General features: G+C 51.8%; 23 protein-coding genes. 12 read left to right on the top strand and 11 right to left on the bottom strand.

The features are described from left to right. Positions 1-227: 227 nt before the first annotated feature. Genes BJ885_RS07990 through BJ885_RS23445 form a run of 6 tightly spaced genes read left to right on the top strand, consistent with a single transcriptional unit; the run spans position 228 to position 8,312 of the window. A complete protein-coding gene (locus tag BJ885_RS07990) occupies positions 228-2,495 on the top strand; it encodes a tape measure protein (RefSeq protein WP_404851380.1) in 2,268 nt (755 codons plus the stop codon). Between the two features lie 2 nt (positions 2,496-2,497). Next, positions 2,498-2,992, top strand: a complete 495-nt coding sequence (locus BJ885_RS07985; RefSeq protein WP_121931628.1) for a hypothetical protein — start codon at positions 2,498-2,500, stop codon at positions 2,990-2,992. Then, positions 2,992-3,462, top strand: coding sequence for a hypothetical protein (locus tag BJ885_RS07980; RefSeq protein WP_121931627.1), 471 nt, complete (start codon positions 2,992-2,994; stop codon positions 3,460-3,462). The genes BJ885_RS07985 and BJ885_RS07980 overlap by 1 nt, the downstream gene beginning before the upstream one ends. Next, positions 3,455-3,892 carry an NlpC/P60 family protein gene (locus BJ885_RS07975; protein ID WP_121931626.1) on the top strand — a complete coding sequence of 146 codons (438 nt, stop codon included), beginning with the start codon at positions 3,455-3,457 and terminating at the stop codon, positions 3,890-3,892. Before BJ885_RS07980 ends, BJ885_RS07975 begins: the two co-directional genes overlap by 8 nt. Continuing rightward, positions 3,834-6,317, top strand: a complete 2,484-nt coding sequence (locus BJ885_RS07970; protein WP_121931625.1) for a MoaD/ThiS family protein — start codon at positions 3,834-3,836, stop codon at positions 6,315-6,317. The genes BJ885_RS07975 and BJ885_RS07970 overlap by 59 nt, the downstream gene beginning before the upstream one ends. 57 nt (positions 6,318-6,374) lie before the next feature. After that, on the top strand, positions 6,375-8,312 hold the full coding sequence (locus tag BJ885_RS23445; protein ID WP_259467199.1) for a hypothetical protein: 1,938 nt from the start codon (positions 6,375-6,377) through the stop codon (positions 8,310-8,312). 87 nt (positions 8,313-8,399) lie between these two features. Here BJ885_RS23445 and BJ885_RS07960 read toward each other — a convergent pair whose 3' ends face one another. The 4 genes from BJ885_RS07960 to BJ885_RS07945 form a co-directional block, all read right to left on the bottom strand. Beyond that, positions 8,400-9,494: an acyltransferase gene (locus BJ885_RS07960; RefSeq protein ID WP_183128614.1), complete on the bottom strand. Its 1,095-nt coding sequence runs from the start codon at positions 9,492-9,494 to the stop codon at positions 8,400-8,402. 110 nt (positions 9,495-9,604) lie between these two features. After that, positions 9,605-11,239: a DUF6056 family protein gene (locus BJ885_RS23180; protein ID WP_147449216.1), complete on the bottom strand. Its 1,635-nt coding sequence runs from the start codon at positions 11,237-11,239 to the stop codon at positions 9,605-9,607. After that, on the bottom strand, positions 11,236-12,159 hold the full coding sequence (locus tag BJ885_RS07950; protein ID WP_121931622.1) for a glycosyltransferase family 2 protein: 924 nt from the start codon (positions 12,157-12,159) through the stop codon (positions 11,236-11,238). The genes BJ885_RS23180 and BJ885_RS07950 overlap by 4 nt, the downstream gene beginning before the upstream one ends. After that, positions 12,156-12,518, bottom strand: coding sequence for a GtrA family protein (locus tag BJ885_RS07945; protein WP_121931621.1), 363 nt, complete (start codon positions 12,516-12,518; stop codon positions 12,156-12,158). Before BJ885_RS07945 ends, BJ885_RS07950 begins: the two co-directional genes overlap by 4 nt. A 115-nt stretch (positions 12,519-12,633) precedes the next feature. Between BJ885_RS07945 and BJ885_RS07940 the strand changes: the two genes are divergently transcribed. From BJ885_RS07940 to BJ885_RS07930, 3 genes are all read left to right on the top strand, one after another. Further along, positions 12,634-12,942 carry a hypothetical protein gene (locus BJ885_RS07940; protein WP_147449215.1) on the top strand — a complete coding sequence of 103 codons (309 nt, stop codon included), beginning with the start codon at positions 12,634-12,636 and terminating at the stop codon, positions 12,940-12,942. A gap of 179 nt (positions 12,943-13,121) precedes the next feature. Then, entirely contained in the window at positions 13,122-13,541 is a 420-nt protein-coding gene (locus tag BJ885_RS07935; protein WP_121931619.1) for a translesion error-prone DNA polymerase V autoproteolytic subunit, read from the top strand. Between the two features lie 2 nt (positions 13,542-13,543). Continuing rightward, the gene (locus BJ885_RS07930) at positions 13,544-14,812 is read left to right on the top strand and encodes a Y-family DNA polymerase (RefSeq protein ID WP_121931618.1); all 1,269 of its coding nucleotides are present in this window, start codon (positions 13,544-13,546) and stop codon (positions 14,810-14,812) included. Here BJ885_RS07930 and BJ885_RS07925 read toward each other — a convergent pair. Beyond that, a complete protein-coding gene (locus BJ885_RS07925; protein ID WP_121931617.1) occupies positions 14,805-15,476 on the bottom strand; it encodes an SOS response-associated peptidase in 672 nt (223 codons plus the stop codon). The two genes, BJ885_RS07930 and BJ885_RS07925, sit on opposite strands and share 8 nt — an antisense overlap. Positions 15,477-15,989: 513 nt before the next feature. On the opposite strand from BJ885_RS07925, the gene BJ885_RS07920 reads away from it, so the two are divergent. The 3 genes from BJ885_RS07920 to araJ all read left to right on the top strand — a co-directional run bounded on the left by BJ885_RS07920 (position 15,990) and on the right by araJ (position 18,227). After that, the gene (locus BJ885_RS07920) at positions 15,990-16,358 is read left to right on the top strand and encodes a hypothetical protein (protein ID WP_121931616.1); all 369 of its coding nucleotides are present in this window, start codon (positions 15,990-15,992) and stop codon (positions 16,356-16,358) included. Beyond that, the gene (locus BJ885_RS07915; RefSeq protein WP_121931615.1) at positions 16,358-16,864 is read left to right on the top strand and encodes a YbjP/YqhG family protein; all 507 of its coding nucleotides are present in this window, start codon (positions 16,358-16,360) and stop codon (positions 16,862-16,864) included. The genes BJ885_RS07920 and BJ885_RS07915 overlap by 1 nt, the downstream gene beginning before the upstream one ends. Before the next feature lie 187 nt (positions 16,865-17,051). Next, a complete protein-coding gene (araJ, locus tag BJ885_RS07910; protein WP_047647646.1) occupies positions 17,052-18,227 on the top strand; it encodes an MFS transporter AraJ in 1,176 nt (391 codons plus the stop codon). Positions 18,228-18,233: 6 nt separating this feature from the next. On the opposite strand, the gene BJ885_RS07905 is transcribed toward araJ, so the two are convergent. Genes BJ885_RS07905 through BJ885_RS07880 form a run of 6 tightly spaced genes read right to left on the bottom strand, consistent with a single transcriptional unit; the run spans position 18,234 to position 25,348 of the window. Continuing rightward, positions 18,234-19,325 carry an alkylhydroperoxidase domain protein gene (locus BJ885_RS07905; protein WP_121931614.1) on the bottom strand — a complete coding sequence of 364 codons (1,092 nt, stop codon included), beginning with the start codon at positions 19,323-19,325 and terminating at the stop codon, positions 18,234-18,236. 10 nt (positions 19,326-19,335) lie between these two features. Next, positions 19,336-20,325: a putative FMN-dependent luciferase-like monooxygenase gene (locus tag BJ885_RS07900; protein ID WP_121931613.1), complete on the bottom strand. Its 990-nt coding sequence runs from the start codon at positions 20,323-20,325 to the stop codon at positions 19,336-19,338. Beyond that, complete coding sequence (locus BJ885_RS07895; RefSeq protein WP_121931612.1) at positions 20,322-21,929, bottom strand: ABC transporter ATP-binding protein; 1,608 nt, start codon at positions 21,927-21,929, stop codon at positions 20,322-20,324. The genes BJ885_RS07900 and BJ885_RS07895 overlap by 4 nt, the downstream gene beginning before the upstream one ends. Continuing rightward, positions 21,929-22,777, bottom strand: a complete 849-nt coding sequence (locus BJ885_RS07890) for an ABC transporter permease (protein ID WP_121931611.1) — start codon at positions 22,775-22,777, stop codon at positions 21,929-21,931. Before BJ885_RS07890 ends, BJ885_RS07895 begins: the two co-directional genes overlap by 1 nt. Continuing rightward, complete coding sequence (locus BJ885_RS07885) at positions 22,774-23,718, bottom strand: ABC transporter permease (protein WP_024909556.1); 945 nt, start codon at positions 23,716-23,718, stop codon at positions 22,774-22,776. The genes BJ885_RS07890 and BJ885_RS07885 overlap by 4 nt, the downstream gene beginning before the upstream one ends. Positions 23,719-23,728: 10 nt before the next feature. Further along, complete coding sequence (locus BJ885_RS07880) at positions 23,729-25,348, bottom strand: TIGR04028 family ABC transporter substrate-binding protein (protein WP_121931610.1); 1,620 nt, start codon at positions 25,346-25,348, stop codon at positions 23,729-23,731. Positions 25,349-25,398: the final 50 nt, after the last annotated feature.

The following is a 25,398-nucleotide window of genomic DNA, read 5'->3' as shown; positions in this document are numbered from 1 at the left end:
ATGACCTCAAATCAGCTCAAAATGCGTCAGCAAAAGCATCGTCAGAAGCAGCAAAGCAGGCAGCACAGCAGGCTAACGATGCGGCAAGATTGCGCTCAATTTCTCTGAGCCTTACGCAGCAGATTGCCGTTCTCAATGAAGAGCAGAAGAATGGCGCGAGAAGTGCGGCAATGCTGTCTGCCAGACTTCAGGCTGGGTCAACTGCAACTGCAGCTCAAAGAAAGGAAATTGGCGAGCTTGCCGGGAAATTATACGACCTCAAGCAAGCGCAAAATCAGACAGAAAAATCTTCGTTCGGATTAAAGACGGGTCTGTCTGCCATAGCTTCCGCGATCGCTGTGTCACAGGTGGTAGATTATGGTAAGCGCTTCCTTGAGGCTGCTGACGCCATGTCTCAGATGCAGGCCAGGATCGAGAGGTTAACCGGCAGTGCCGCAGCTGCTACCCAGACGATGCAGGGTTTGATGAGCATAAGCTCGGCAACTGGGGGCTCGCTGCAGGACACCGCAAAACTTTGGGAAACCCTCAGTACAGCACTGAGAGATACCGGGGCGACTAACGGCCAGATCATTCAGCTTACCGAAACTCTTCAGAAAATCGGACGTATAGGCGGATCCTCATCAGAGGAAATGACGAACGCTCTAAGGCAGTTCGGGCAGTCAATTTCATCTGGGACCGTGCGGGCTGAAGAATTCAACTCAATACTCGAGCAGATGCCAGAGCTTGTTAGGCAGATTGCTACTGGCATGGGCGTTGGGGTTGGGGATCTGCGGCAAATGATGCTGGATGGAAAGCTCTCAGCAGAGGACGCGCTGAATGCCATTCAGAAGCAAACCGGGGCCGTGAATGCTGAATTCCAGAAACTCCCTCGCACGCTTGCGCAGGCTAATACAGCGCTGACTAACTCATTCCTTACTATGGTCGACTCTGTTAACCAGGCAACCGGCGCAAGCTCGGGGATGGTTACGGTTATCGACTCGTTGGCTGCCGCACTTGACCGCCTGGTAGGAAAAGCTGTTTCAGCGGACGCAAAAATCTCCGATCTTAACAGCACGGCAGAGATGTTTAGTCGTCGCGCTCGCACCTGGTCATGGCTGGGGCTTGATGGGTGGGCTGCCCAAAATGAGGCTCTTTCAACTCTTAGTGATCAAGCTGCAACACTTGTCGGTGACATGCAGGCTGTTACTAAAGCATCAAACACGGCGGCTAATACAAAGCCGATTGAGATTAAAACTACAGGCACCACTACTGGCAGTAAGTCGAAAGGCGGTAAGTCATCAGCGCAGAAGGATGCTGAGCAATATGCGAAAGCACAGGAGTCTGTTAACCAGAAACTGGACGAACTGAGGCAGAAATCTGAGCTCTCTGCGGGAAGTGTAGGCGAGCTGTCGCGCGCGCAAGCCATCCTTAACGCTCAGCAGTCTCTCGGTAATACTGCTTCGCAAGAGCAAATCATGCTCGCCGGGCAACTGGCAGGAAAAGCCTGGGATAATGCGAATGCACTGCGTGAACAGGCCAAAGCAGAGAAGGCGCGCACTGACGCGGCCAATAAGTTTAGTGCCATCCAGGGTAAGACCAGTAAAACAGCCGGTCTTGATAGTCAGTATCAGAAAGACATCGCTGACATCCAGTTATATGCCCAGTTATACCCGCAAAAAATTGGCGAGGCAGAAGCTGCCCGTGCTGCGATTGAACAGCAGTACCGGGACCAGCGTAATGCTGCCATGTGGGAAGAGTGGTCTCAGCAAAACCTTGCCACGCAGGCCGCATCTGCAGCCTTTGAAGCATTCGGTAACAACGCATCAAACGCCCTGACAGGGATTATTACTGGCAGCATGTCAGCTTCTGAAGCTCTGCAATCCATCGGTAGCACTGTGCTAAACAGTGTTGTAAATACGTTCGTGCAGATGGGTATGGAGTGGGTGAAGGCCGCGGTTACTGGCAGCAGCGCACAGATAGCAGCTACTGCAGCTACAACTTCGGCGGCTGTAGCCGGCACGGCTACGACAACTGCAGCGAGCGTCTCTTCTGCAGCGGCAACCACTGCAGCATGGACTCCTGCAGCCATTGTGGCATCTATCGGCTCGTTCGGTGGTGCTGCGGCCATTGGTATCGGTGCAGTTATTGCCGCCATGGCCATGGCTGGTGGTATCGCAGGTAAGCGTAAAAATGGCGGTCCTGTATCAGCAGGCTCTATGTACCAGGTAGGCGAGGGCGGCATGCCTGAAATCTACCAGGCCAGCAATGGCAGTCAGTACATGATCCCTGGCGACAACGGAAAGGTGATTAGCAATAAGGATCTGGCGAGTGGAGGAGGTGGTGGTGTAGTGGTCAATATCAACAACTATACGTCGTCAAACGTAGATGCGCAGGCAACACCAGACGGAAATGGAGGTTGGACGGTGGATGCATTCGTCTATGACCTCGATAACGGTGGTCCTGCCAGTCGGGCCATACAGCGAAATCACCAGGCACCACGTAAGGCAAGGAGCTAAATATGCCTATTCCATATCCTGACTGGCTGCCACTGGCGCAAAAAGGGAAAACGCCGTCGACCGATACCGGTTTTCGGACAGACCAGCCGACGGTCGGCGCGCCAATATTTCAGAAACTCACCGATGACCTGAAAACCTCTTTCTCTCTTACGTGGATATTCACCCGGGATCAGCATCGGGCCTTCATGCAGTGGTTGCGTAGTCCGAACTACCTCGATAACTGCAATCAGTGGTTCACGATGCGCCTCGGGACCGGTACTGGCGACACAGGCCTTGAAGTTCAGGAACTGCATTTCCTTTCCTGGCCGACATGGTCGCAGTCAGGATCCATTTTCACCTGGAGCGGTGATGTTGTCGCGCGACAACTGGTTAACTCGGATGATGATTTTGACGACATTATTGTCGAGCTTCCGCAGCCGTGGGGTTCATGGCTCGATATCATCGTCACCGGTTATCCGGATGGACGCGATCCGGAAAGCCTGCCGAGGGTTCCGTAATGCCCACACTGAGAGAATTTCAGAGCCGGAGACCGAACCGGATACTTTACGAGACGATCACCTTTTACAACGAGACGTTTGGATATGTGCGCCTGGTGAACAACCAGATATTCCCCAAAACGCTCGGCGGTCAGGTGTTCACTCCATGCCGGATGGAGATCAAGAAGAGTCTGCAAAGTAGCACTCCTGTATCTGACAGCACGATTAAATTTAGTCGTCTGGCTCAGGATTTTAAGCAGAAGCTGAAGCTATGGAAAGCGCATGCGCGCATCACGCCGATCTCTGCAACCTATCAACAGTTTGACGCTGCAGACATGAGTACGGCTATCAGTTCATGGACTCTCTATGTTGATGACTGCTCAATGGACGACACGGACGTAACGTGCATCCTGACGCGCGTAAATCCCCTTAACCGTAACGTTGGCCGTCTGTACACCGTCGAAGAATACCCGGGGCTCCAGAATGCATAGAGACAAGTTTATCTCTCGAATTGAGGGCGTCCCCTGGAGTAACCGGGCGTGCAGTTTCGATGCAGCAGACTGCTGGGGTCTGGTGGTGATGTATTACCGGCATGTTCTCGGCATCGAGGTACACCAGACCTCGGACTACGAATCCGGGCGCGACTTCATGACCTGCTATGACGCTGATGTCGTGTTCTGGCAGCGAAGCGAAACATTTTGCGATGAAGGGATCTTCGTGGCCTGGGTTGGCAGCCAGCCGGTGCATGTCGGCCTGATACTCGGCGGTCGCGCGCTGCACAGCCGCGGGGAGAACGGGCACGTCAGATTTGACGCGATACGGACAATTCAGAAGCTATTCACCAGAGTGGAGTTTTACCAGTATGCCGGTAATCGAAATTCAGCGCGTCCCGGGGATGCCGAAGGACAGGGCGGTAGTTGAAGCAGGGACGGTGTTTTATGACTGGCTAACGCAGGAAAGCTTCCACCGCGATATCCGCATCAACGTTAACGGAAAGGAGCTGCAGCCTGAAGAAGAACTGGGCTTTGTTCTTCAGGAAAATGACCGGGTTGTCATTTTTGACCAGCCTAAAAGCGGTGGTCTGATTGGTACCATCCTGAACCCGCTCGAACACCTCAACCCGATCAAGTTTACTCAGAAAGTGCTTTCTGGGCTGATGCCGAAAGCGAATGCAGGCGCAGCCGGCGGTAACAGCAAAACGTCGCCAAACAACAGCCTGAAAGGCCAGACCAACATTGCGCGTAATGGCGAAGCCAAGCCTGATAACTTCGGTCAGATACGTTCATTTCCGGATCTGGGGCAGGAATCGATTTTCGAATATGAAAACAATCTTAAATACATCACTGAGCTGATGGTGTTCGGGCTTGGCAAATACGACGTTACATCTGTGCGCTTCTCTGAATCGAACCTCGGCTCTATGGCCGGTGCCAGTTACACCATTTACCAGCCAGGTGACGTTATCCCGGTGGTGAATGAAGGCTACCAGTTCGATGACGTTGACGGGCAGGAAGTGCCAGGGTTAAACGAGAGCGGTGATTTCCCGATCGATACAGCGACGGCAAATACCGTTATCAGTGGCGTTTATGCTGGTGGACAGATAGCGATGAAAATCGTGAAGCAGGCTGATTTCGACTACTTTGCTGATCTGACTTTCCCGCACCCGGTAACGTTCACTATCAACGTGACCTACCCAATCACCGGCGGCACTCGCACAGAAGACGTCACGCTTTCAGCTCGGCTGATCAGCTTTGCGGAGACAAATGACGGGTCCGTTGTCAGTCCTGTATATTATTACACCTTCACGTTCGACAATCTGAATGGCCCAGCCATACCCATTCAGGATGCGACTATCAACACGACGAAGTTCATCCTGAACGATAACGCTGCGCTGATCGTCGGCCCGTTCTTCTCGCCGATACCATCAAGCCAGCTATGGTTACATACACAGTCCGGGCTCGGCGGCAACAGCGAAACAAACTGGGTGGTAAACATCTGGAAAGTCGATAATGACAACAACCTGATCCCCGGAACTGAGCAGACGTTCACGTACCGGCAGACCACGCCGCACGACTACATGTCGGAGACGTTTAACCGGACTGACAAGCTTACCCCGGCGGGCGGGTTTGGGCGTTATGTGATCACCTTCCAGAGAACAGATAACAGCAGCGACGCGAGCAAGCTGCAGGTCGAAGAGATTCACGCGGTAAACGTCAGGACAGATGTCGTTCACGCTGAAGATTCTCTGGTCATGGTAAAGGTCAGGGCTACTGAAAATGCCACGAGCGGGCGAGACAGGAAATATAACGCGCTGATCACCCGCCATGTCATCAGCTACAACATGACGACGCAACAGGTCGACTATACGCTCAGACCATCGCGTAAATTCGCTGACATTGCGTTGTTTAACTGGCTGGTAGTCGGGCAGCAGCCGGAGTCGAGCATCGACATTTATGGCCTGTACCAGATACAGGCTGAAATCGACGCTATCGACCCGCGCCTCGGATACTTCGATTACACCTTTGATGATGAGGATGTGTCGCTCGGCTCGCGGATGGAGACCATCTGTGACGCTGCCAGCGTGTCCGTTTATGACGATAACGGAGTGCTGTCATTCACACGAGACAGCAAGAAAACCTCTGCGGCCACGATATTCAACCGCTCAAACACAAAGCCAGACGGTTACTCGCTTTCTTACGACATGACGCTTCCAGGCGGCTATGACGGCGTTGAAGTGCAGTTCCGCAACCCGGACACCAATAAGCAGGACTTTGTCCGGTACCGGATATCGGGAAATTCCATCATTGAAGGATCGCCGACTAAGGCGAAAAAGTTCGAAATGCTGTACGTCAGAAACAGGTTTCAGGCGGACGAAAGGGCGCTGCGCGAGTGCAAGAGGCTGATCTTCTCCCGTATGACCATGGCCATCACAGCAATGGCTGACGGAGAATGGGTAAACATTGGCGATATGGTTCAGGTGCCGGATACATATGATACCAACCAGCAGGCCGGATACATCGTGTCACGGGTCGGCAATGACTTCGAGACGAGTGAGCGCATCAACTTCTCAGGAACCATGTTTGTACAGGTCACGGATACAACCGGCGCTACCACAGCCAGATATCCGGCATCTCCACGCACTGACACAGCGTTTGGCTTTACTGCTGCCATTCCTGATATCGACCTGAACCTGTTCGACGGCGTTGACGTCCAGTCACCTTCGCGGTACGTCATTGCCACGTCACAGGAGCTCGATGCAGGGCAGTGGACAATCACAGCGAAGCAGCCAGACGGTAAGGGAAGCACAGCTTTAACCCTCGCTGAGTATAGCGATCTGATTTACCAATAAGACTTATCCTGACCATCACAACCCGGCCACCGCGCCGGGTTTTTTTATGGAATAAATATGGCTACGCAACCGACGCAAGATGCAGTACCAAGTGAATCGCCTCGCGACCTGAAATTTAACGCGGGGAAAATTGACGAATTCGTTACATCGATGGGGTGGACATACACCGACCGATTCGGTGTGCAGCATTACACTATTGAAGGCATGCGCTGGCTTGCGCAGCAGGCAATTGCCGCATTTGGCTACATCACTCTGGATAGCTTTGAAGATGGAAATACGCTTACCCTCCCTAACCAGGTTCTTCGCCTTGAGGCGACAGGCGAATACTACCGCTGGGATGGGCCATTCCCTAAGGACGTGCCAGAGAATTCAACGCCTGAAACATCCGGCGGTATTGGCGCAGGTAAATGGCTGAGTGTTGGGGATGCAACACTGCGCTCAGACCTGGGAAAGGACACTGGCGCAGATATTCCACATTTCAAACAGCCAAATGTAGAAGGAGCAGAAAACAACACTCTGTCATCAAGGTTTTACAAAAAATATGATGCCGTAGCTGATTTTAAGGCTGACCCTACCGGAGCGACAGACTCATATGAAGCTCTTCAGAAATGGGCGGATGCTTGCACCAGCGAAGGCTATGTTACAGGTACAATCAATGGAATTTTTAAGGTAAGCCAGCCGGTAACATTTACCGGAATTCAGGGGTTAACCTTGATAGGAAACTGCTTCATATATCCAACATACACATCAGGAACTCATGTTCTGGGTTTCAAAAACGGCGCAGGTTTAAGAATCTATGGTCGAATTGAAGCCTCTGGTGTAAATCTTTTAGGTATACAATCGGCATGCAAGCTATGGAGTGATGGCTCAGGCATTAGTTTCTCATACCTCTATGGTTTGATTGGTAGTTATGCTCTTGTTGGCATTCAGTTCGGGGATTTAGCCTATCCAAGCGCTTTGGTATCAGAAATGTCGTTAATGGGTGGGCATACGGTTGGTACGCCATGTGCAGTAAAAGCTATTGGCACTCAATGTTACATTAATATTATTGGCTTTGATGCGGTTTCTGGTGCAGCGGGGGATATTGGGCCTGTAACGCAATATACAATTACTATTATTGGCGCTCAAGTAAAACATATTGGCGGTGAATTGCAGCACAATGACAATATTTATGGTGCAGGTGTATTAGTGTCGCCAATAGCGGACCCTAGTTTTGGTAATACTTATGGGAACTATTCAAGCTCGGAAGTGCATACTGAGTGTGCAGCTCAGCGCGTATTAATAGCAAACTTAGATGGTGTGCTATCCCCAATAAGTAACAGATCATCGGTATCAATTTCGGGAGATCATGGCTATCACTCACAAGATAATGGTGGTCTGATATCAGTCCATGAATCATCAATAACTGACTACTCAGGTAGTATTCACACTAGCAATATGAGCCTATATGCACCGACACAAAGGATTCAGCCAAATATTGTTGCTGGCCCGCTCACTCATGTTTACTACGATGAAAGAGGATTTGGTACAAATTTCGTTAAAGGTTTGCAGGCTGTTTCTGGTGGAGTGCTTCATTTTACAGAAAGGCCTGTTGCAATACTTAAAAATTCTAACGGCCAGACCTTAAATACATCATTGAATACTGTGTTATGGACTGAACCAACATTTAATGATGATACATATAGATGGCATGATAATATTTCTTCTGGGGTTTTTACTGTGCCTACAGGTGGTTTAAAAAACGTCAAGGTTGACTGTGTAATTAGAGTCAACACCGGAGCTATAATTTCACTTGATATTTTTGTTACACCATTAAATGGTTCGCCAATTGTTAGGTCGCTTACTATGCCAAAAGCTAATGCAACAAATGTTTCTGCTTTTCTTGGGGACTTATCGACTGGAGATAAAGTATTTGCACAGGCAAAAATTGATGAAGGAACCGCTCAAACGAATGGTGGGGCTCTTGAAATGATGGTGATTTATGCATCGCGGTGATATGCCTACCCACCAAAACTAATTAGATATTATCGAATGGATGCCAATATTTGTAGTTTACAGCGGCGCACTTTGTGCGCCATTTAACTATCGAACAATTCGCTCAAAGTTTTTTCTGTCTATCCATGCTATAATTTTCTTTGACATTTTAACTGAAGGCGTCTCAATAACTTTAAATGTAATAGATGCTATTGCGATTGAGCAGGCGGTCATGAGGACTAAGGCGGTGAATCCGTTTATTGGTATATTCGGAAAGTATGCGGTAATTATCTCAATGAAAATGAAATGACACATATATAAAGAAAATGAAATATTCCCGAGTAAGTTGAGGGGTTTAATTTTAGCTGTTGAGAAACTTTTTTCCAATAAAGACATTGATACGACAATGACAAAAGCCATGCCACCCCAGCCTAAAGGTCCATGATCATTATGTTTTGTCGTAAATACTAAAGCCGTAGTTAATGTCGTAATTAAAATTAGCAATGTATTTAAAATTGATCCTCTATATTTATTTAGAGCTGGTAAGAAATTATTATATACGGCATATGAAATTATGCCATAAACAAAATCTAAATATATAGGGGATGAAATAAGAGTGATAAAGTCATTTCTGATATAATTAGTATTTTCCCCTTCTAGTGTTGGATTAGCGCTACATAATTGTGTGATTAAAACCATTGCCAAAATTATGGATGCACATAATGTAGCTCTGTGTTTATGAGAGATTATCATCGAAATAAGGAAAATAATATAAAAAGAAATCTCATAAGTTAATGTCCATGCTATTGCAAGAACATTGTAACCAAAGTAAGGAGCTCCAGCATGATAATCTATTTGGAGAGGGGCGATTGACCATAAAAACCATGAGTCTAACCCGGTAGATCCTTTTTTAACGGTCAGGAAAATAAAATAAACTAACATTGATATGATCAAAAGTGGATAAATTCTAAAGAATCTTCTTATAACAAATTTTATTGGGTAATAACATTCCTTTTCTCGAGTTGCAAAGCAGATGATAAACCCACTGATTACAAAGAATAAATCCACACCAAAAGCACCATTAACAAATAGTAAATCTCCAAGATTTGAATGTGCGTAAGCGTTGTTAATATAACCTCTTAAGTGGAATAAAACTACGAGCAAAGCTGCTATGCCTCTTAAGTAGTGTATACTAATGACCATGATGAAATCCTTATAGAATAGAAATGACATCTTTTATGTTTGTAAGGCTTTAATGAAATGGCGCTGCCTAAAGCGCCATTTACCAATAAACTAATTTAATCTCAAAATTATCATTTAAATTCTAAATAACTACTGGATATTACTTGTACTGGCTCGGTAGTGTACATTCCGATGTTGATCTTTCCTATTTCAGATAAATTTAGCTTACCTGCATCACTATAAGTATACCAATCATCTTTCACCTTAACAGCTTTGATGGCTGTATCCATGTTTATAGTTTTATTATCACGTAAGGTAACATGCGAAAAAATGGCATTTCCCTTCGACAAATAGACATTTACATCGCCTGAGATTCGATAAATTAGCTTGTTTTTTCCTGACAATCTATCAGTATAAAAATAAATAGACTTCAGTATTATGCCTTCATTTAATCTTGCATTAATATCTTTCTTTGGAAGTGATTCAATAACTGAATAATCGAAATTAATTGGCTCCTCAATAATTTTGTCTACTTTAAAATAATTAAACATATATGAGTTTTTGAAAGTCGGGAAGCCGTCTGATTTTTTTAAAAGTCTGTTTAGGTAAAAGTCAGGTATCACAACCTCCTTTTTCCCTTGGTTTATTTGCTGCGTTAACATTGACATACGAATAGCATCTTGCTTAGAGGCTCTAATGAAAGAGTAAGAAATTAGACCATAAGATGGTAAAAAATAAGTCAAGGCGAACAAAATCACAAACCCAAAAATTAAATTTCGATATAGTTTTTCACTTGAGATATTGGTAGCGTAAATCAGGAAGGAAAGTGATATTAAAAACATAAATAGTGCACCAATCCCTGCTCGCTCAGGCATATATGGTGATGCAACAAATGCTAGGTCACACAGTATTCCACCAATGAAAAATGAGAGTGCACAGGTCAATGAAACTCTTGATTCTATCTTGAGCATCCCAAATGATAGTGTAATGAATATGATAATTAAAAAAATTGGCCACAAGCTATCCAAAGCTGCAGGCAGTCTTTCAAATAAATGTTGATCAATTTTTTCTAATAATGTTAGTGAATGCCAATCTTCAAAATAAGAAGACCTGATTGAAGCTCCGGGGCTAAATAAAAGTACGGACGATCCCATGACAAGCCCGATTAAATATGGTGCTGACAATCTAAAGCGCTTAAAAGAAAGTGCATATAAAATTGTCAGTATCGTTGCAATAATACATGTGTTTTCATTTGAGCAGCCTGCTAGAAAACCAATGAAAATAGCCCCAGCATAACTAAGTACTGAATGAGATTTTCTTTGTCGAGCCAAAATAACAAAAAACAAAGAAATGTAAAATATAGGCCATAGATAATTTGATGCTCCAACAAACCAAAAGAAAGTTTCTCCAAGAGCAGGGTTTGATACCCAAAAAGATAAAAAAATGATTATTATCGCAATTGCGCTTGGTCTTGGCTTAGTATCTAATAACGCAGATGGTATAGCTGCAATTAGATAAACACTTGCTGATAAAGCAATTGCTGTCAAAGCTTGATAAATATCATGATTAACATATCTGAGCATATAAGAACTAAATATGTTAGTAACTACTCGCCCACTCCAAACTAGGTAGTGACCTATTTGCTCTCGAAAGCTGGCATGAAAATAGTAGTAATAATCATCTGACAATACTGGTGTGTGTAAATAGGGGACCAGCATAAGTAAAAAAATAACACCTATGACTATGATATTATTTCTGGAGATCATTTGTTTTTATTCCGTTTTAAACAATAACGTGGTCTGTTTTTTGTTTCAATATAGATTCGCCCTATATATTCACCTAAAACACCTATGCCGATTAATTGAACACCACCGATAAAAAGTATGGATACTAACAAAGATGTGTATCCCTTTATCGGATTGCCTATAATTAATGTCTGCAAAGCCATCCATGAACCATAAAAGAACGACATAGATGCAATTATGAAGCCTATGTACATCCAAACCCTTAATGGGAAAGTAGAGAAACTTGTTATTCCTTCAAGTGCAAGGTTCCACAGTTTCCAGCCATTAAATTTAGTGCGGCCTGCTACGCGCTCAGCACGTGCGTAATCCACTACATCAGTTTTCCCACCAACCCAACTTAGAACTCCCTTCATGAACAAGTTACGCTCTGGCATGAGCTTGATGTTTTCCACAACCTCACGAGACATCAGGCGGAAATCGCCAACATTCTCCTCGATCTGCGGATTACTGATTTTGTTGTGGAGCTTGTAGAACCATTCGGCGGTCTTTCGCTTCAGCCGCCCATCAGTTGAGCGGTCAGAACGTTTGGCCAGCACCATATCAGCACCAGCCTGCCACTTCTCAATCAGGTGAGGAATGACCTCGATAGGGTCCTGCAGATCAACGTCAATCGGGATAATCGCTTCACCGGTCGCGTGGTCAAGCCCTGCGAACAGAGCCGGCTCTTTACCGAAGTTGCGAGTGAATGACAGTGGAGCAACAAGCGGATCGGCAACGGCAAGCGCGTTAATAATTGATTCTGTCGCGTCTTTGCTGCCGTCATTAATGAAGACTATCTCTACCTCATGCTGTTGAAGGCCTTCAAATTCCCGAACGGTTTTATAGAAGATCGGAATTGCTTCCTCTTCATTAAACACCGGAACGACCAGAGAAATTTTCATTTCGCATCCCTAAAGACAATGAACTTTGAATAGATAAAGCCGCACACCAGACTGATGGCGGAGAAGAGAATGAGAGTCACGATCGGCGCCATACCGGACTTATCGGCAGCCCAACCAACAGCTGCACTCAAGGTTCCCATAAACCCGACATACAGCATGTAGCGCAGTGTAGTAGTCGAGGACTTAAAGGTGAACCTGGCGTTTGCAAAGAAGCTGAACGACACCGCCACGACGAAACCGGCGAAGTTGCCAAGTGCCTGACCTGTGTGAAACGCGCATATGCAAATAGCGAACACAACCCAGTGAATGAGCGTGTTTATGACGCCGATTGATGTGTACTTAGCAAAGAGCTTTAACATTATATAAATCAGTCAATTCGGAAAGGTCTGAAGTTTAGCACCACTGTGAAACTTGATCGAGTCTCACATTTAGCGATACTGTATATAAATACAGTTGTTTTTTTGTGAGGTGACTATGCCACGCACAGCAGACATGCATGCCGCTTTTGTTGCGGTTTCTGAGCCATTCATCCCTCGTTCGTCCAACATTGTTGAAACCCAGGACGGCTATGATGTCATAGATAACTCAACGCTGTTTAAGCGGGGAGATACATTGCTCATCTGGTTTTGCGGCCGCCGCCAGCATGCGTACTGGGCCGGTGATGCATTGATCACTGATGACGGTGAGGCCATCGAAGGCGATGCGCTTGATGATGTTCGTCTGGTTGGTGTGGTCACGCATACCATTTACCCGGTTTCCTCAGACGAAAACCCCTTCATGTAGTACCCAAAGTGAGCAATTGACACTCTTCCTGCTGAAATTTACAAATATCAAAAAGCTAATAGCGTTACAGGCTTAGAAACGAAGCGGCTAGGAAGTAACCGAACAGAAACGAACGGGCATCTTGATCAGTACCCCAGTTAAAACTACTGTATATAAAAACAGTATTTGAGGTATGCATCATGGAGTTCTTCAGACCGGCAGAGTTACGCAAAATTATTGCTATCCCGCTTTTTAGCGATTTGGTGCAATGCGGGTTCCCCAGCCCGGCTGCTGATTACGTTGAGCAGCGTATTGATCTCAATGAGTTGCTGGTGTCCCATCCCAGCTCGACGTACTTCGTAAAAGCTGCCGGCGACTCGATGATTGAGGCCGGGATCAGCGACGGCGATCTGCTGGTGGTGGATAGTTCCCGGACTGCTGAGCACGGTGACATTGTCATTGCTGCGGTGGAAGGGGAGTTCACTGTTAAACGCCTGCAGCTGCGCCCGACTGTGCAACTCAATCCCATGAACAGCGCTTACTCACCGATTATCGTCGGCAGCGAGGATACGCTCGATGTGTTCGGTGTCGTAACGTTCATCGTTAAATCGGCGAGCTGAACATGTTCGCGCTCTGTGATGTGAACTCGTTCTACGCATCATGCGAGACGGTCTTCAGGCCCGATTTAAGAGGCCGGCCGGTTGTCGTTCTCTCAAACAATGACGGGTGTGTCATTGCACGCAGCGCCGAGGCCAAAGCCGCTGGAATTACCATGGGGGAGCCATTCTTCAAGCAAAAGGAGTTGTTCCGCCGTGCCGGTGTTGTTTGCTTCAGTAGCAACTATGAGCTTTATGCGGATATGTCGAACCGGGTAATGACGACACTTGAGGAAATGAGCCCCCGTGTCGAAATTTACAGCATTGACGAAGCTTTTTGCGACCTGACAGGCGTCAGGAATTGCCGGGACCTGACGGAGTTCGGAAAAGAGATTCGCGCGACAGTTCTGAAGCGTACGCATCTGACTGTCGGGGTTGGCATCGCGCAGACTAAAACACTCGCTAAGCTGGCAAACCACGCAGCCAAGAAATGGCAGCGCCAGACTGGTGGGGTGGTTGATTTGTCTAACATCGACCGTCAGCGTCGATTGTTAGCTATCGTACCTGTGGAGGATGTGTGGGGTGTCGGCAGGCGTATCAGCAAGAAGCTCAATGCCATGGGAATAAAGACGGCTCTGGACCTCTCAGAGCAAAGCACATGGATTATCCGCAAACACTTTAACGTGGTCCTCGAGCGAACAGTCCGGGAGTTGCGTGGCGAACCCTGTCTTGATCTGGAAGAGTTTGCCCCCGTTAAACAGGAAATCGTCTGCAGTCGTTCATTCGGCGAACGCGTTACCGACTATGAGCAGATGCGCCAGGCTATTTGTTCCTATGCTGCCCGTGGCGCAGAAAAGCTTCGTGGGGAGCACCAATACTGCCGCTTTATCTCTGCCTTCGTGAAAACCTCTCCATTCGCGCTTAATGAGCCGTATTACGGTAACAGCTCTTCAATTAAGCTTCTCACACCCACCCAGGATAGCCGCGACATCATTAACGCTGCAGTAAAGTGTCTGGACAAAATCTGGAAGGATGGTCATCGGTACCAGAAAGCCGGCATTATGCTCGGCGACTTCTTTAGTCAGGGGGTTGCTCAGCTAAACCTGTTCGACGAGAACGCGCCGCGCAGCGACAGCGCACCACTGATGAACATACTGGATCACCTCAATGCCAAAGGTGGTAAAGGCACGCTGTACTTTGCCGGGCAGGGCATACAGCAGCAGTGGCAGATGAAGCGTGAAATGCTATCGCCGCGGTATACGACCAGATATTCGGATCTGCTCGTTGTTAAGTGACCGGTTCGATTAACTCCGGTCCCTGGTTCTTCACATTCCCCACGGCGCGCGACACGGCGTGCCAGATAAACTTGTCTGCCGGCACAGAGCCGTCGGAGATAATTTCTTCTGCTTCTTTCCCGCCAACATCCTGACGCATCCATTCCCGGGCCGCTTCTGGTGACAGAACCAGTGGCCGGCGGTCGTGGATATCGACCAGGCCTTTATCAGCTGCAGACGTCACGATGAGAAAACCTTCAGCTTCGTCGCCGCGTTCGAACGGCGTGCTGCCGATCGCGGCCATGAATATTGGTTGTCCGTCGGCGCGGTGAATGAAGTAGGGCTGCTTCTTGTCGCCTTCTTTTTTCCATTCGAACCAGCCATCCGCAAAACAGATTGCCCGACCATGCTGCCACAGAGGTTTAAACATTCGGCTGGTGGCCGCCGTCTCGACGCGCGCGTTAATCAGTGGCGGTTTATCCCACCACCCGGGAGCGTAACCCCAGAATACCGGATCGAGATGAAGTTGCTCATCGCGTTCGCTCAACAGAAGTACTTTGGTACCGGGCGCCACGTTGTAACGTCCAATCGGTTCTGGGTCATATGCGATGTCGCGATCGCCTTCGTCGGCCAGGTATGCCAGATATTCTTCACGGGTTTGGGCTTGTGCAAAACGTCCACACATAGAAACCTCCAGTCAGTCAGACTGAAAGTATAGGGCAGGGATTAAAAAAACTGGTGCGCACCGAAACTTTATGATTTTGAAACAGGAGCATGATGATGGAAGTCAGGGAGGGGGTAAAGCGGGTCGTTGGTAAACTGGAAGGAGCTACGCAAAAGCGTGAATTTTGGGGGCATTTTTGGGGGCAAAATAGTGTTTGGGGTGTATTCCGGGGCGAAAAAATAGCCGCTATTTGCCGCTATTCCCCAGACATTCTTTTTTCAAGTAACTGATTTTAATGCAAACCCCTGAAAAGACGATGTTTAAAAAAATGTTGGATAAAGCACCTGATATTATGCGTAATGTTTTTAGGTAATTAATTTCACAACACTTTTTTTAAGCAGATACTGAGGTATTCGCGAAGGGGTTTAGCACCCATTCCCCTATGTAGATGCAATAAAATCAGCACTTTTAAACCCACACGCTATATGTGGTTAGCGTGATAATTTCATTCTTATTTACTTAAAGGAACTAAGAATGAGTTGGAATAAAGAAGCTGCAGTTTCGTATCTCCGTTCACACGCTCTGGGGCACTCTCATAGTGAATGTGCTAAGTTTACCCGCCTGGCCATTCTGGCTGGAGGCGTTAAGGTGCCGAACACAGATTATGCAAAAGATTATGGGGCGGAGTTATTACGTGCTGGGTTCAGTGAGCTGCCGCCCGGTTCTACTTTAATTTCTGGCGATGTGGCTGTGATACAGCCGTATCCTGGAGGAAATGGCATAGGTCACATGACTATGTATGACGGTAAGCAGTGGATTTCTGACTTTATTCAAAAAAGCATGTATCCGGGGCCTGGGTACCGCAAAATGCAACCATCCTTTAAAATTTACAGGATGCACTGATGAAAAGGATATTTTTATCATTCGTTATGCTGCTGGTGGGATGTAGTTCGGCTGTCCGTCAAGATCAGAGCGCGCAAGACGCTACCGAATCATTTTATAAATCCTATCTTTCCGCATTCGGCAGCGATGAAGCCAGGCCTTATCCTGCCGACGCACTGCGTAAATATGTTTCTGCTGATACTATTGCTCGCATTAGCGCCATTCAGGAAATCTCTGAACAAGAGTTAATCGAATCTGATTATTTTACGTATACCCAAGATTACTCTCGCGATTGGATACCTGCGTTACGAGTGGGAAACGCAAGGCCATTTTTAAACGGTGAAGTAGTCCAGGTCATTGAGGGGGCGGGTGATGGAAGAAGCATACATCTTGAAGTCTTTCTTCGTCGTGAAGGAGATGCATGGAAAATTTACCGCGTTCGTGACATAACGAACAATCACGAGCACCCAATTTTCAATGCTGGCGCTATTACACGCGCTAAATCAGCGGCAGAAAGCGAACTGTAAAAGCTAAACCTTAAACCCTTTGGCCCTGACACCAGTCGGGGCTTTTTGTTTCCCATTCCCGCCGCGTAGCAATGGGAGAAAACTCCTGAATTAATGGATTAACCTGCCAGCCAACGGATTTGAGCTGGCTCACCATACAGGATTATTCAATAATGCCCGTCGCGAGTGATTAACCAGTGGTTGAGGTATGAAAAAGACAATTTTTTCGTTGGCGCTTGGCACATTTGGCCTGGGAATGGCCGAATTTGGCATTATGGGCGTGTTAACCGAGCTGGCACATGACACCGGTATTTCGATTCCCTCCGCCGGGAATATGATCTCGTTTTATGCGTTCGGCGTGGTGATTGGCGCCCCGATTGTGGCGTTATTCTCAGGCAAGTTCTCGTTAAAAACCACGCTGCTGTTTCTGGTGGCGATGTCCGCTGTCGGCAATGCCCTGTTCACGTTTTCCACATCCTATTTCTGGCTGGCGGTGGGGCGGCTGATTTCCGGCTTTCCGCACGGGGCTATTTTTGGCGTCGGGGCGATTATCCTGTCTAAAATTGCGCCACCGGGTAGGGTGACGGTCGCGGTGGCAGGGATGATCGCCGGTATGACCGTGGCCAACCTGGTGGGCGTTCCGCTGGGGACCTGGCTCGGGCACCAGTTCAGCTGGCGTTATACCTTTTTTCTGATTGCCGTATTCGATGCGCTGGTGATCCTCTCGGTTCTGCTCTGGGTACCGGACATCCGCGACACGTCAGAAATCAAATTGACCGAGCAGTTCCACTTTCTGAAAAAACCAGAACCCTGGCTGATTTTTGCCGCCACCATGTTTGGCAACGCCGGGGTGTTCGCATGGTTCAGCTTCGTTAAGCCGTTTATGGTCATCGTCTCCGGTTATTCAGAAGGGATGATGACGGCCATCATGATGCTGATGGGGCTTGGTATGGTGTTGGGCAATCTTCTGAGCGGTAAGCTCTCGGGGCGTTTTAGCCCGCTGCGCATTGCGGCCACCACCGACATGGTGATTGTCGCCTCGCTGCTGCTGCTTTTCGCCTTTGGTGAACTGAAAACGGCCTCGCTGGTCATGGGCTTTATCTGCTGCGCCGGGCTGTTCGCGCTCTCTGCGCCGCTACAAATTCTGCTTCTGCAAAATGCGAAGGGCGGTGAGATGCTGGGGGCGGCAGGGGGACAGATGGCGTTTAATCTCGGCAGTGCAATTGGCGCGTACTTTGGCGGGATGATGATTGTCCTCGGCTTTAGCTGGCGTTACGTCACGCTGCCGGCGGCAATACTTTCGTTCTCGGCCATGAGTGCACTGCTGATCTACGGCCACCTGCGGGCCAGACGGGCTCAGGCTAACGCTCGCGCGCTAGCCTGACAGATTTCAGGCAAGCCAGGGCTCACCCAGGGTCAGCATCAGACGGTTGGCCCAGGCGAAGAACGCGGCGGACTGCACCAGATCAAGCTGCGCTAAGGTATCCAGCCCCTCTTTTTCCAGCGCGGCAAGGTGCAGCGGCGTGGCGGCAGGCGGCGTGACCGACAGCGCTGCCGCAAAATCGATTTCCGCCTGCCAGCGTGCGGATTGCCCCTCGCTCAGGGACCGCCCCGGCCTCACGGCCAGCAGGGCTTCCACCGCCGCGTCATCCTTTGACAGCTGGCTGGCTTTACGCGCATGGACAGATGCGCAGTAAATGCAGCCGTTGATTTTACTGGCTACCGTTGCGGCCAGCTCGCGCTCTGCGCGCGGCAATCCCCCCGATGTATAAAAAATTCCTTTATCCGTCAACGTGCGCTGTTCAAGTACCGGCAGGTTGCGCCCCAGCAGGCGGAAGTAGTCAGAATCGGTATGGCCAAATTTCGCCAGAATGGCAACCTCATCGTCACGGAAATCCGCCAGCGGTTTGGCCGCTATCCACGGTTCCCATCCCAGCTCCTGCTGGGTAAACGCGACGGGTGCCGCCTTTCCGGTGACCGTTGTTGCGGTCGTGTGCCAGATGCCTGCCGCCACCGGCGCATCGCTTTTGGCGACGGGCCTGTCGTTCAGCAGCCGCAGTCCGGTGATGAGTCGACTCTGGAAGCTCACAAACGCGACGAGTTGTGCCAGGGTAACAATGCCTTCCTTGCTCCATCCCGCCTGGGTCAGCGCCTTTAACGCTGCTGGCGTCGCTTCGACGGGTGAGAACGTCAGCAGGCGCGCGAAGTTCAGCGCCGGGGTCAGGCGTTCTGAGGTGGGATCGGCCAGGCCAAACCCTGCATAGTGTGCGGCCAGCGCCTCCGCGCTGTGCCACCTGGCGACTTTTGCCGCCACGGCGAAGCGCTCGTCGAGTGCAAAATCAGCATCCTGCTGGCTAAAGAGGATTTCGTAGCTGCCCTGCGCGTGGCGCGTGGCGGCATCACGCGTGGCGCGCGCCTCTGCCAGAGGGGAACCGGGTTTAATTTCCGCCAGCTCGGCGAGAATGTCCTGACTTAATGACATAGGTGTCTCCTCAAAGGATGTGGGGGGCAATACGTTCGGCGATCAGTTCGATGGACCGCAGCGTGTCGCGATGCGTGGGTTCGACCGAATGGACCTGGAATGAAATATCCGTGGCGCGCCTGAGAATGGAATCAGCATTCAGAGAATGCAGCACCGTATCGGGCGAACCAATATGCGCGTCAAACTGGCGGCGATAGTCGGTGACGTTGTCACCTTTAACCACGTGCCCGGCAGCGCGATGCTGCTGGGCCTGTTTCGTGAGGCCCGGCGTCGCGACCCTGAGCGCATAGTCGTCGCTGTCGGCGACGAACGCCGTACGGGAGGCCAAAATGCGCGGTGCGATGCCCGCAGGCAGCGCCTCAAGGTAGGCATCCACAATCGGGTTCTGGATCTCGTCGAGCGTTAAATCCAGCCGATCTGCCGGGCGCGGCTGCGTGCGGGAGAGCATTAAACCGTGTCCGGCCCGGGCGGCGCGAACGGCTCCGTCAACAGAGAAGGTGGCAATCCAGATACGGTCGGCAAGCTGTGGCGCAGGCGGGTAAAGGTGGTTATCCGGATGGGTCAGCGAATCCCCGCGCCAGGCGCTTTGGATCACATGCAAATGGTCAGCAAACGCCGCGCCGCGCTCCTCAAACGTCAGGCCGAACGGCAGAAATGAGGTCGGTGTGCCGCCCGAACCAAAACCGACCTCAAGACGACCATCGGCGAGTAAATCGAGCACGGCGGCATCTTCGGCGACGCGCAGCGGGTTTTCCATCGGCAGGGTGATGATGGCCGTGCCCAGGCGGATGGTTTCGGTATGCGCGGCTACGTGCGCCAGAAACAGCAGCGGCGACGGCAGGCCGCCTTCACTTTCGTGGAAGTGGTGCTGGGCAATCCAGGCGCTGTCAAAACCGTGGCGTTCGGCGTGGCGGATCTGTTCAGTTGCCAGACGATAGCGCTCCTTTGGCGAAGCGTCGTCAAGCAGGCGGGTGAAAAATCCCAGGCGTTTTCGCGTCATGCGAACTCCTCCGTAGCGGGTGAAAAATGGGGAATGGCGTCAATCAGCTCGCGGGTATAATCGTTCTGCGGCGACGCGAATAAGGTTCCGACGTCACCCTGTTCGACCACCTGACCGCTGCGCAGCACCGTGACGCTGTGGGCGATCCGGCGCACGGTAGACAGATCGTGCGTGATAAAAAGGTAGGTCAATCCCAGCTGCTGCTGCAGCTGCTGAAGCAGAGCCAGAATCTGCGCCTGCACGGTGACGTCCAGCGCGGAGGTGGCTTCGTCCAGCACCAGAATGGTCGGTTCCAGGATCAGCGCCCGGGCGATGGCAACGCGCTGCCGCTGCCCGCCTGAAAGTTCCTGGGCGGTGCGGGTCAGGAGTTCGACGGGCAGGGCAACCCGCTGCGCCACCGTCTCCACCCGGAGCTTTCGCTCCGTCTTGCCGAGGCGAGAAAAGTTCTTCAGTGGCTCTTCGATGATGTCAAACAGCGTCTGACGCGGATCGAGAGAGGCAAACGGGTTCTGGTAGACAAACTGGATCTTCTGGCGCAGCTGACGGCGGGCCTCGCGGCTGAGCGCGGTGGAATCAATATCATCAATGATGACCTGCCCGCTGTCGGCCTGTTCAAAACCCAGCAAAATACGGGCGAGGGTGGTTTTCCCGGAGCCGGATTCACCGACCAGCGCATGCGTACTGCCGCGCCTGACGTCAAACGTCACCCGATCCAGCGCCTGAAGCTGGTGACCTTTGCCCAGGGAGAATTGTTTGCTGATACCGCGGGCGCGAATGGCCGGGGACGCGAGCGGGCGACCGGCTACCGGGGCGATGGTCAGGCGCTGGCCCTGGAGATCGCTCAACAGCTGGCGGGTGTAGGCGTGCTGCGGCGTGCGGACGATATCGGCGGTGTTGCCCTGTTCCTGAACCTCGCCATCGCGAAACACCAGCAGCCTGTCCGCGCGCTGTGCGGCCAGCGCCAGATCGTGGGTGACAAACAGAACGGCGGTACCCGATTCCCGGCGCAGGATATCCAGCAGATCGAGAATGCGTTTTTGCACCGTCACATCCAGCGCGCTGGTGGGCTCATCGGCAACGATCACGTCCGGGCGCAGGGCAATGGCAATGGCAATCAACACGCGCTGTTTCATCCCGCCGGAGAGCTGGTGGGGATACTGCGTCATGCGCTGTTCGGGGTAGCTCAGGCCGACCTTTGTCAGCAGGGCGAGCACCTGCTCGTCGCGCTCTGCGCGGGTCACCTTCTGGTGGAGCTGAACGATCTCTCCGACCTGCGCACCGATGGTTTTCACCGGGTTGAGCGAATTACCCGGATCCTGCGGGACCAGGCTAATTCGCGCCCCGCGAAGGGTATCGAGACGCTTCGCGGACCATCGGCTAATCTCCTCGCCGTTGAGCGATATTTTTCCCGCATCGCGCCGGGCGTTATCGGCCAGCAGACCAATGATCGCCTGTGCCGTGGTCGTTTTGCCGGATCCGGATTCGCCGACAAACGCCAGCATTTCCCCTCGCCCGAGCGTGAAGCTGACGTTATGCACCACCTCTCGCCACTGGCGCGCGGTACGGTAGCTGATCGTCAAATTTTCCACTGAGAGCACGGTCATTAGCGACCTCCGCTGAACTGTTGGCTGATACGGTTGGTGGCCAGCACCACGGCGATGACGACGACGCCGGGGAAGGTGGTGAGCCACCAGGCGGTAGAGAGATAGTTACGGCCTTCGGCAATCAATAAGCCCCATTCCGGCACCGGCGGCGGGGTGCCGTAGCCGAGAAAGCTCAGCGTAGAGAGCGCCAGGATGGCCTGACCAAACTGCAGCGTGGCAAAGGCCAGAACGGCGGTTAACGCGTTGGGCAGGATGTGTCGCCACAGCACGGCGAAAAACGTCCCGCCGCTGCCGAACGCCGCTTCGACATAATCCGTATGGCGGATACGCACGACTTCACCGCGCGCGAGGCGGGCGAAGCTGGCAATGGAGGCCACGCCGACGGCAATCGCGGCGTTAACGGTGCCAAATCCGAGCAGAATAATCACCGTCAGCGAGAGCAGCAGAGACGGGATGGACAGCAGCACGTCGACGAAGCGCATCAGCAGAGACTCGACGCGTCCGGCGAACGCCCCGGCAATCACCCCTAAGCCGGTACCGACCACCAGACCCATCGTCACGGCGGCCAGCGCCGCGCTCAGGGAGTGTGATGCACCGTAGACAATACGCGTGTAAACATCGCGGCCAAGCTGATCGGTGCCGAGCCAGTGTCCCGCCTGCGGCGCCAGGCGCTGTGCCCCGGCGATGCCCTCAATCGGGCTGTAGTGGGTTAACAGGCCGGGCGCCACGGCGGCAAAAGCGGCGAGAATAATCACCCCCCATGCCAGCCACAGCCCCGGCTGCCATTCCACGGCCTGCCAGGCTGGAACGCGTTTTCGCGCGGCGGCAACGTAATCGACCAGACTCATGATGCACCTCCGGTAACGGTTTGCAGACGGGGATCCAGCAGCGGCATCAGCAGATCCACCAGCAGATTGATCAGGACAAAACCGAGGGCGGAAATCATCACTACCGCCTGAAGTACGGCGATATCCTGGTTATTCACGGCCTGCTGGGTCAGCTGTCCGAGCCCGCTGCGGCCAAAAACGGTTTCCGTGATCAGCGCCCCGGCAATCAGCTCGCCCAGCAGCAGCCCGGCAATGTTCAGGACCGGCAGCAGGGCGTTGCCGGTAACGTGACGCCACAGGACGGCGGTTTCACTCAGCCCTTTGGCACGGGCCACGGCGACAAACGGCTGCGTCGCCACCTGGTCCAGACTGCGCATCAGAATTTGTGCCAGCGGGGCGGATATCGGGATCGCGACGGTCACGATCGGCAGGATCAGCCCCTGGAGCGGCGTCGGGTTAATCACCGGGATCAGCCGCAGCTGAAAAGAAAAGAGCTGGATGAGGGCAATCCCGAGCCAGAACGTGGGTAGGGAGATAAACAGGACCGGCAGAGACTGGAGGGTATTACTCAGCCAGCGCAGACCCGGCAGACGCGATGCAAAGGCCAGCGCAAACGCCAGCAGGACCGCAAGCACAAACGCGGGCAGGGCGAGACTCAGGGTATCCGGCAGATTACTGGCAATCAGCTCGCTGACCGGCACGCCGGCCTGTAGCGAATAGCCGAAATCCCCGCGCAGCATCGCCAGCAGCGTGTGGCCGTATTGTTGCCACAGCGGGCTGTCCGCGCCGTAGGCCACGCGCATCTCCTCGATTTGCGCCGGGCTTAAGCCCAGGTCCGGGTTCTGAAATTTAATCAGCACCGCGTCGCCCGGCAGCACCTGGAGCAACACGAACGAGAGGGTAAAGGCGGCCCACAGTACCAGCAGCCCGTGCCCAAAGCGTTGAAGAAGTGCGTGGCGCATCGTCAGCTCCTCAGTGTTTCTCAATCCACGCGCCGTAGAACGACGGGCGGCCTACCGCTTCAAAATTGACGCCTTTCAGCCATGGCGCACCGGCAAAGACCTGCGGCTCTTCGAAAATCGGAATGACGTAGGCGTTATCCAGCAGGTAGCGCTGGGCGTCCCCCGCCAGCTGCAGGCGTTTTTGCGGATCGACCTCAGCCGAAATGTTCACCAGCAGTTCATTCAGCCTGTCGTCACGGAAGTTTTTGACCTTGTCGCTGGATCCCCCTTTTTGCAGCAGCGCGTCGCGGTTAGCCGGGTAGAACATGCTTTTCACCACGTCAGGATCGGCGCGGCCCACTTCGGAGACGGTTAACGGGGTTTTCAGCGGGTCAAGGTTATCCAGCGTGCGGCTGCCTGCGTCACCGGCTTTGACGCTCAGCGCCACGCCCACCTGTCGCCACTGCTGGGCAACCAGCTGCAGCACCTCTTTGTTTTGCGGCTGCGGCAGGGATTCATACACCGTCAGTGCCAGCCGTTGGCCGTCTTTGGCGCGGATCCCGTCGCCGCCTGCTTTCCAGCCCGCCTCGTCCAGCAGCTGACTGGCTTTTGCCGGGTCAAAGGTCAATTTGTCGCTGAGGTCGACAAAGCCTGCGGCGGAACCTGCAATCACGGACTTCGCCTGCGGATAGTTGGCCGAGAAGAGGGTTTCGACCACCTGTTTTGCATTGGTGGCATGCAGCAGCGCCTGGCGTACGCGAATATCGGAGACCAGCGGGTTGTCCGGGCGGAAGCTGATGCTGTCGTTCACCCCGCGCGTCGGGGCGGCGTAGATCTTATAGCCCCGATCGGTCGCCTGCTTTTCATCATACGCCTGCACCTGGCGGATAAAGTCGGCCTGACCGGCCAGCAGGGCGCCCACGCGCACGCTGTCTTCCTGAGTGACGATAAACTTGATGCCATCGAGATTGGCGGGCCCCTGTTGCGCCAGATTTTTGGGGCCCCACTGATAGTCTTTGCGCGCTTCGAGCGTCACCTCACGTCCCAGCTTCTCGTCCTTCACCACAAACGGGCCGGAGCCAATGATATGGCGGGCATCCCCCAGCTCTTCGAAGTTGCGCTTAAGCGTGCTGAGCGAGACCAGACCCGAGCCAATGGTGGCGGTGCCCTGCAGGAACCCCGGCGACGGTTTTTTGAAGTAGAACTTCACGGTCAGCGGGTCGATGACTTCGCTGCGATCGTAGTTATTGATCACTTCTGATACCGGCAGGCGCTGCGCCTTATTGCCTAAACCGTAGGTATCAAAATTTTTCGCCACGGCGTTAGCGTCCAGCGGCGTGCCGTCGGAGAAGGTGATGCCGGGACGAAGCTTAAAGGTGTATTCGGTTTTATCGGCGTTGGTGGTCCAGCTTTCGGCGACCCAGGGTTCCACCTGCAGCGTCTTTGGGTTCTGCCACGTCAGTTTGTCGGTGATTTGATTCAGAATGCCGCCGTTCGGGTAAAAGCCACCGGCAGGCGGATAGAGGTTGGTGTGCGCCTGTTGCTCCAGATAAATCAGCGTACCGCCTTTGACGGGCGCATCTGCTGCCCAGACTGCGGTTGTCGCCAGAATCAGCGCCGTCAGCAGCGGCAGACGAAATGGGGTTTGCATGGTGAATTCCTTTGTTATCTTCTTGTTAGCGTCGGATTCATCATCGGGCG

Origin of the sequence: Enterobacter sp. WP_7_1 (assembly GCF_003688535.1) — a bacterium.
Taxonomy (GTDB): domain Bacteria; phylum Pseudomonadota; class Gammaproteobacteria; order Enterobacterales; family Enterobacteriaceae; genus Enterobacter; species Enterobacter asburiae.
The sequence above is the reverse complement of the archived record's forward strand: the minus strand, read 5'-3'. Positions and strand labels throughout refer to the sequence as shown.

Excerpts from the sequence above, each read along its gene's own strand:
- BJ885_RS07985 (WP_121931628.1), top strand. The coding sequence starts at position 2,498 with ATGCCTATTCCATATCCTGACTGGCTGCCACTGGCGCAAAAAGGGAAA.
- BJ885_RS07980 (WP_121931627.1), top strand. The coding sequence starts at position 2,992 with ATGCCCACACTGAGAGAATTTCAGAGCCGGAGACCGAACCGGATACTT.
- BJ885_RS07975 (WP_121931626.1), top strand. The coding sequence starts at position 3,455 with ATGCATAGAGACAAGTTTATCTCTCGAATTGAGGGCGTCCCCTGGAGT.
- BJ885_RS07970 (WP_121931625.1), top strand. The coding sequence starts at position 3,834 with ATGCCGGTAATCGAAATTCAGCGCGTCCCGGGGATGCCGAAGGACAGG.
- BJ885_RS23445 (WP_259467199.1), top strand. The coding sequence starts at position 6,375 with ATGGCTACGCAACCGACGCAAGATGCAGTACCAAGTGAATCGCCTCGC.
- BJ885_RS07960 (WP_183128614.1), bottom strand. The coding sequence starts at position 9,494 with ATGGTCATTAGTATACACTACTTAAGAGGCATAGCAGCTTTGCTCGTA.
- BJ885_RS23180 (WP_147449216.1), bottom strand. The coding sequence starts at position 11,239 with ATGATCTCCAGAAATAATATCATAGTCATAGGTGTTATTTTTTTACTT.
- BJ885_RS07950 (WP_121931622.1), bottom strand. The coding sequence starts at position 12,159 with ATGAAAATTTCTCTGGTCGTTCCGGTGTTTAATGAAGAGGAAGCAATT.
- BJ885_RS07945 (WP_121931621.1), bottom strand. The coding sequence starts at position 12,518 with ATGTTAAAGCTCTTTGCTAAGTACACATCAATCGGCGTCATAAACACG.
- BJ885_RS07940 (WP_147449215.1), top strand. The coding sequence starts at position 12,634 with ATGCCACGCACAGCAGACATGCATGCCGCTTTTGTTGCGGTTTCTGAG.
- BJ885_RS07935 (WP_121931619.1), top strand. The coding sequence starts at position 13,122 with ATGGAGTTCTTCAGACCGGCAGAGTTACGCAAAATTATTGCTATCCCG.
- BJ885_RS07930 (WP_121931618.1), top strand. The coding sequence starts at position 13,544 with ATGTTCGCGCTCTGTGATGTGAACTCGTTCTACGCATCATGCGAGACG.
- BJ885_RS07925 (WP_121931617.1), bottom strand. The coding sequence starts at position 15,476 with ATGTGTGGACGTTTTGCACAAGCCCAAACCCGTGAAGAATATCTGGCA.
- BJ885_RS07920 (WP_121931616.1), top strand. The coding sequence starts at position 15,990 with ATGAGTTGGAATAAAGAAGCTGCAGTTTCGTATCTCCGTTCACACGCT.
- BJ885_RS07915 (WP_121931615.1), top strand. The coding sequence starts at position 16,358 with ATGAAAAGGATATTTTTATCATTCGTTATGCTGCTGGTGGGATGTAGT.
- araJ (WP_047647646.1), top strand. The coding sequence starts at position 17,052 with ATGAAAAAGACAATTTTTTCGTTGGCGCTTGGCACATTTGGCCTGGGA.
- BJ885_RS07905 (WP_121931614.1), bottom strand. The coding sequence starts at position 19,325 with ATGTCATTAAGTCAGGACATTCTCGCCGAGCTGGCGGAAATTAAACCC.
- BJ885_RS07900 (WP_121931613.1), bottom strand. The coding sequence starts at position 20,325 with ATGACGCGAAAACGCCTGGGATTTTTCACCCGCCTGCTTGACGACGCT.
- BJ885_RS07895 (WP_121931612.1), bottom strand. The coding sequence starts at position 21,929 with ATGACCGTGCTCTCAGTGGAAAATTTGACGATCAGCTACCGTACCGCG.
- BJ885_RS07890 (WP_121931611.1), bottom strand. The coding sequence starts at position 22,777 with ATGAGTCTGGTCGATTACGTTGCCGCCGCGCGAAAACGCGTTCCAGCC.
- BJ885_RS07885 (WP_024909556.1), bottom strand. The coding sequence starts at position 23,718 with ATGCGCCACGCACTTCTTCAACGCTTTGGGCACGGGCTGCTGGTACTG.
- BJ885_RS07880 (WP_121931610.1), bottom strand. The coding sequence starts at position 25,348 with ATGCAAACCCCATTTCGTCTGCCGCTGCTGACGGCGCTGATTCTGGCG.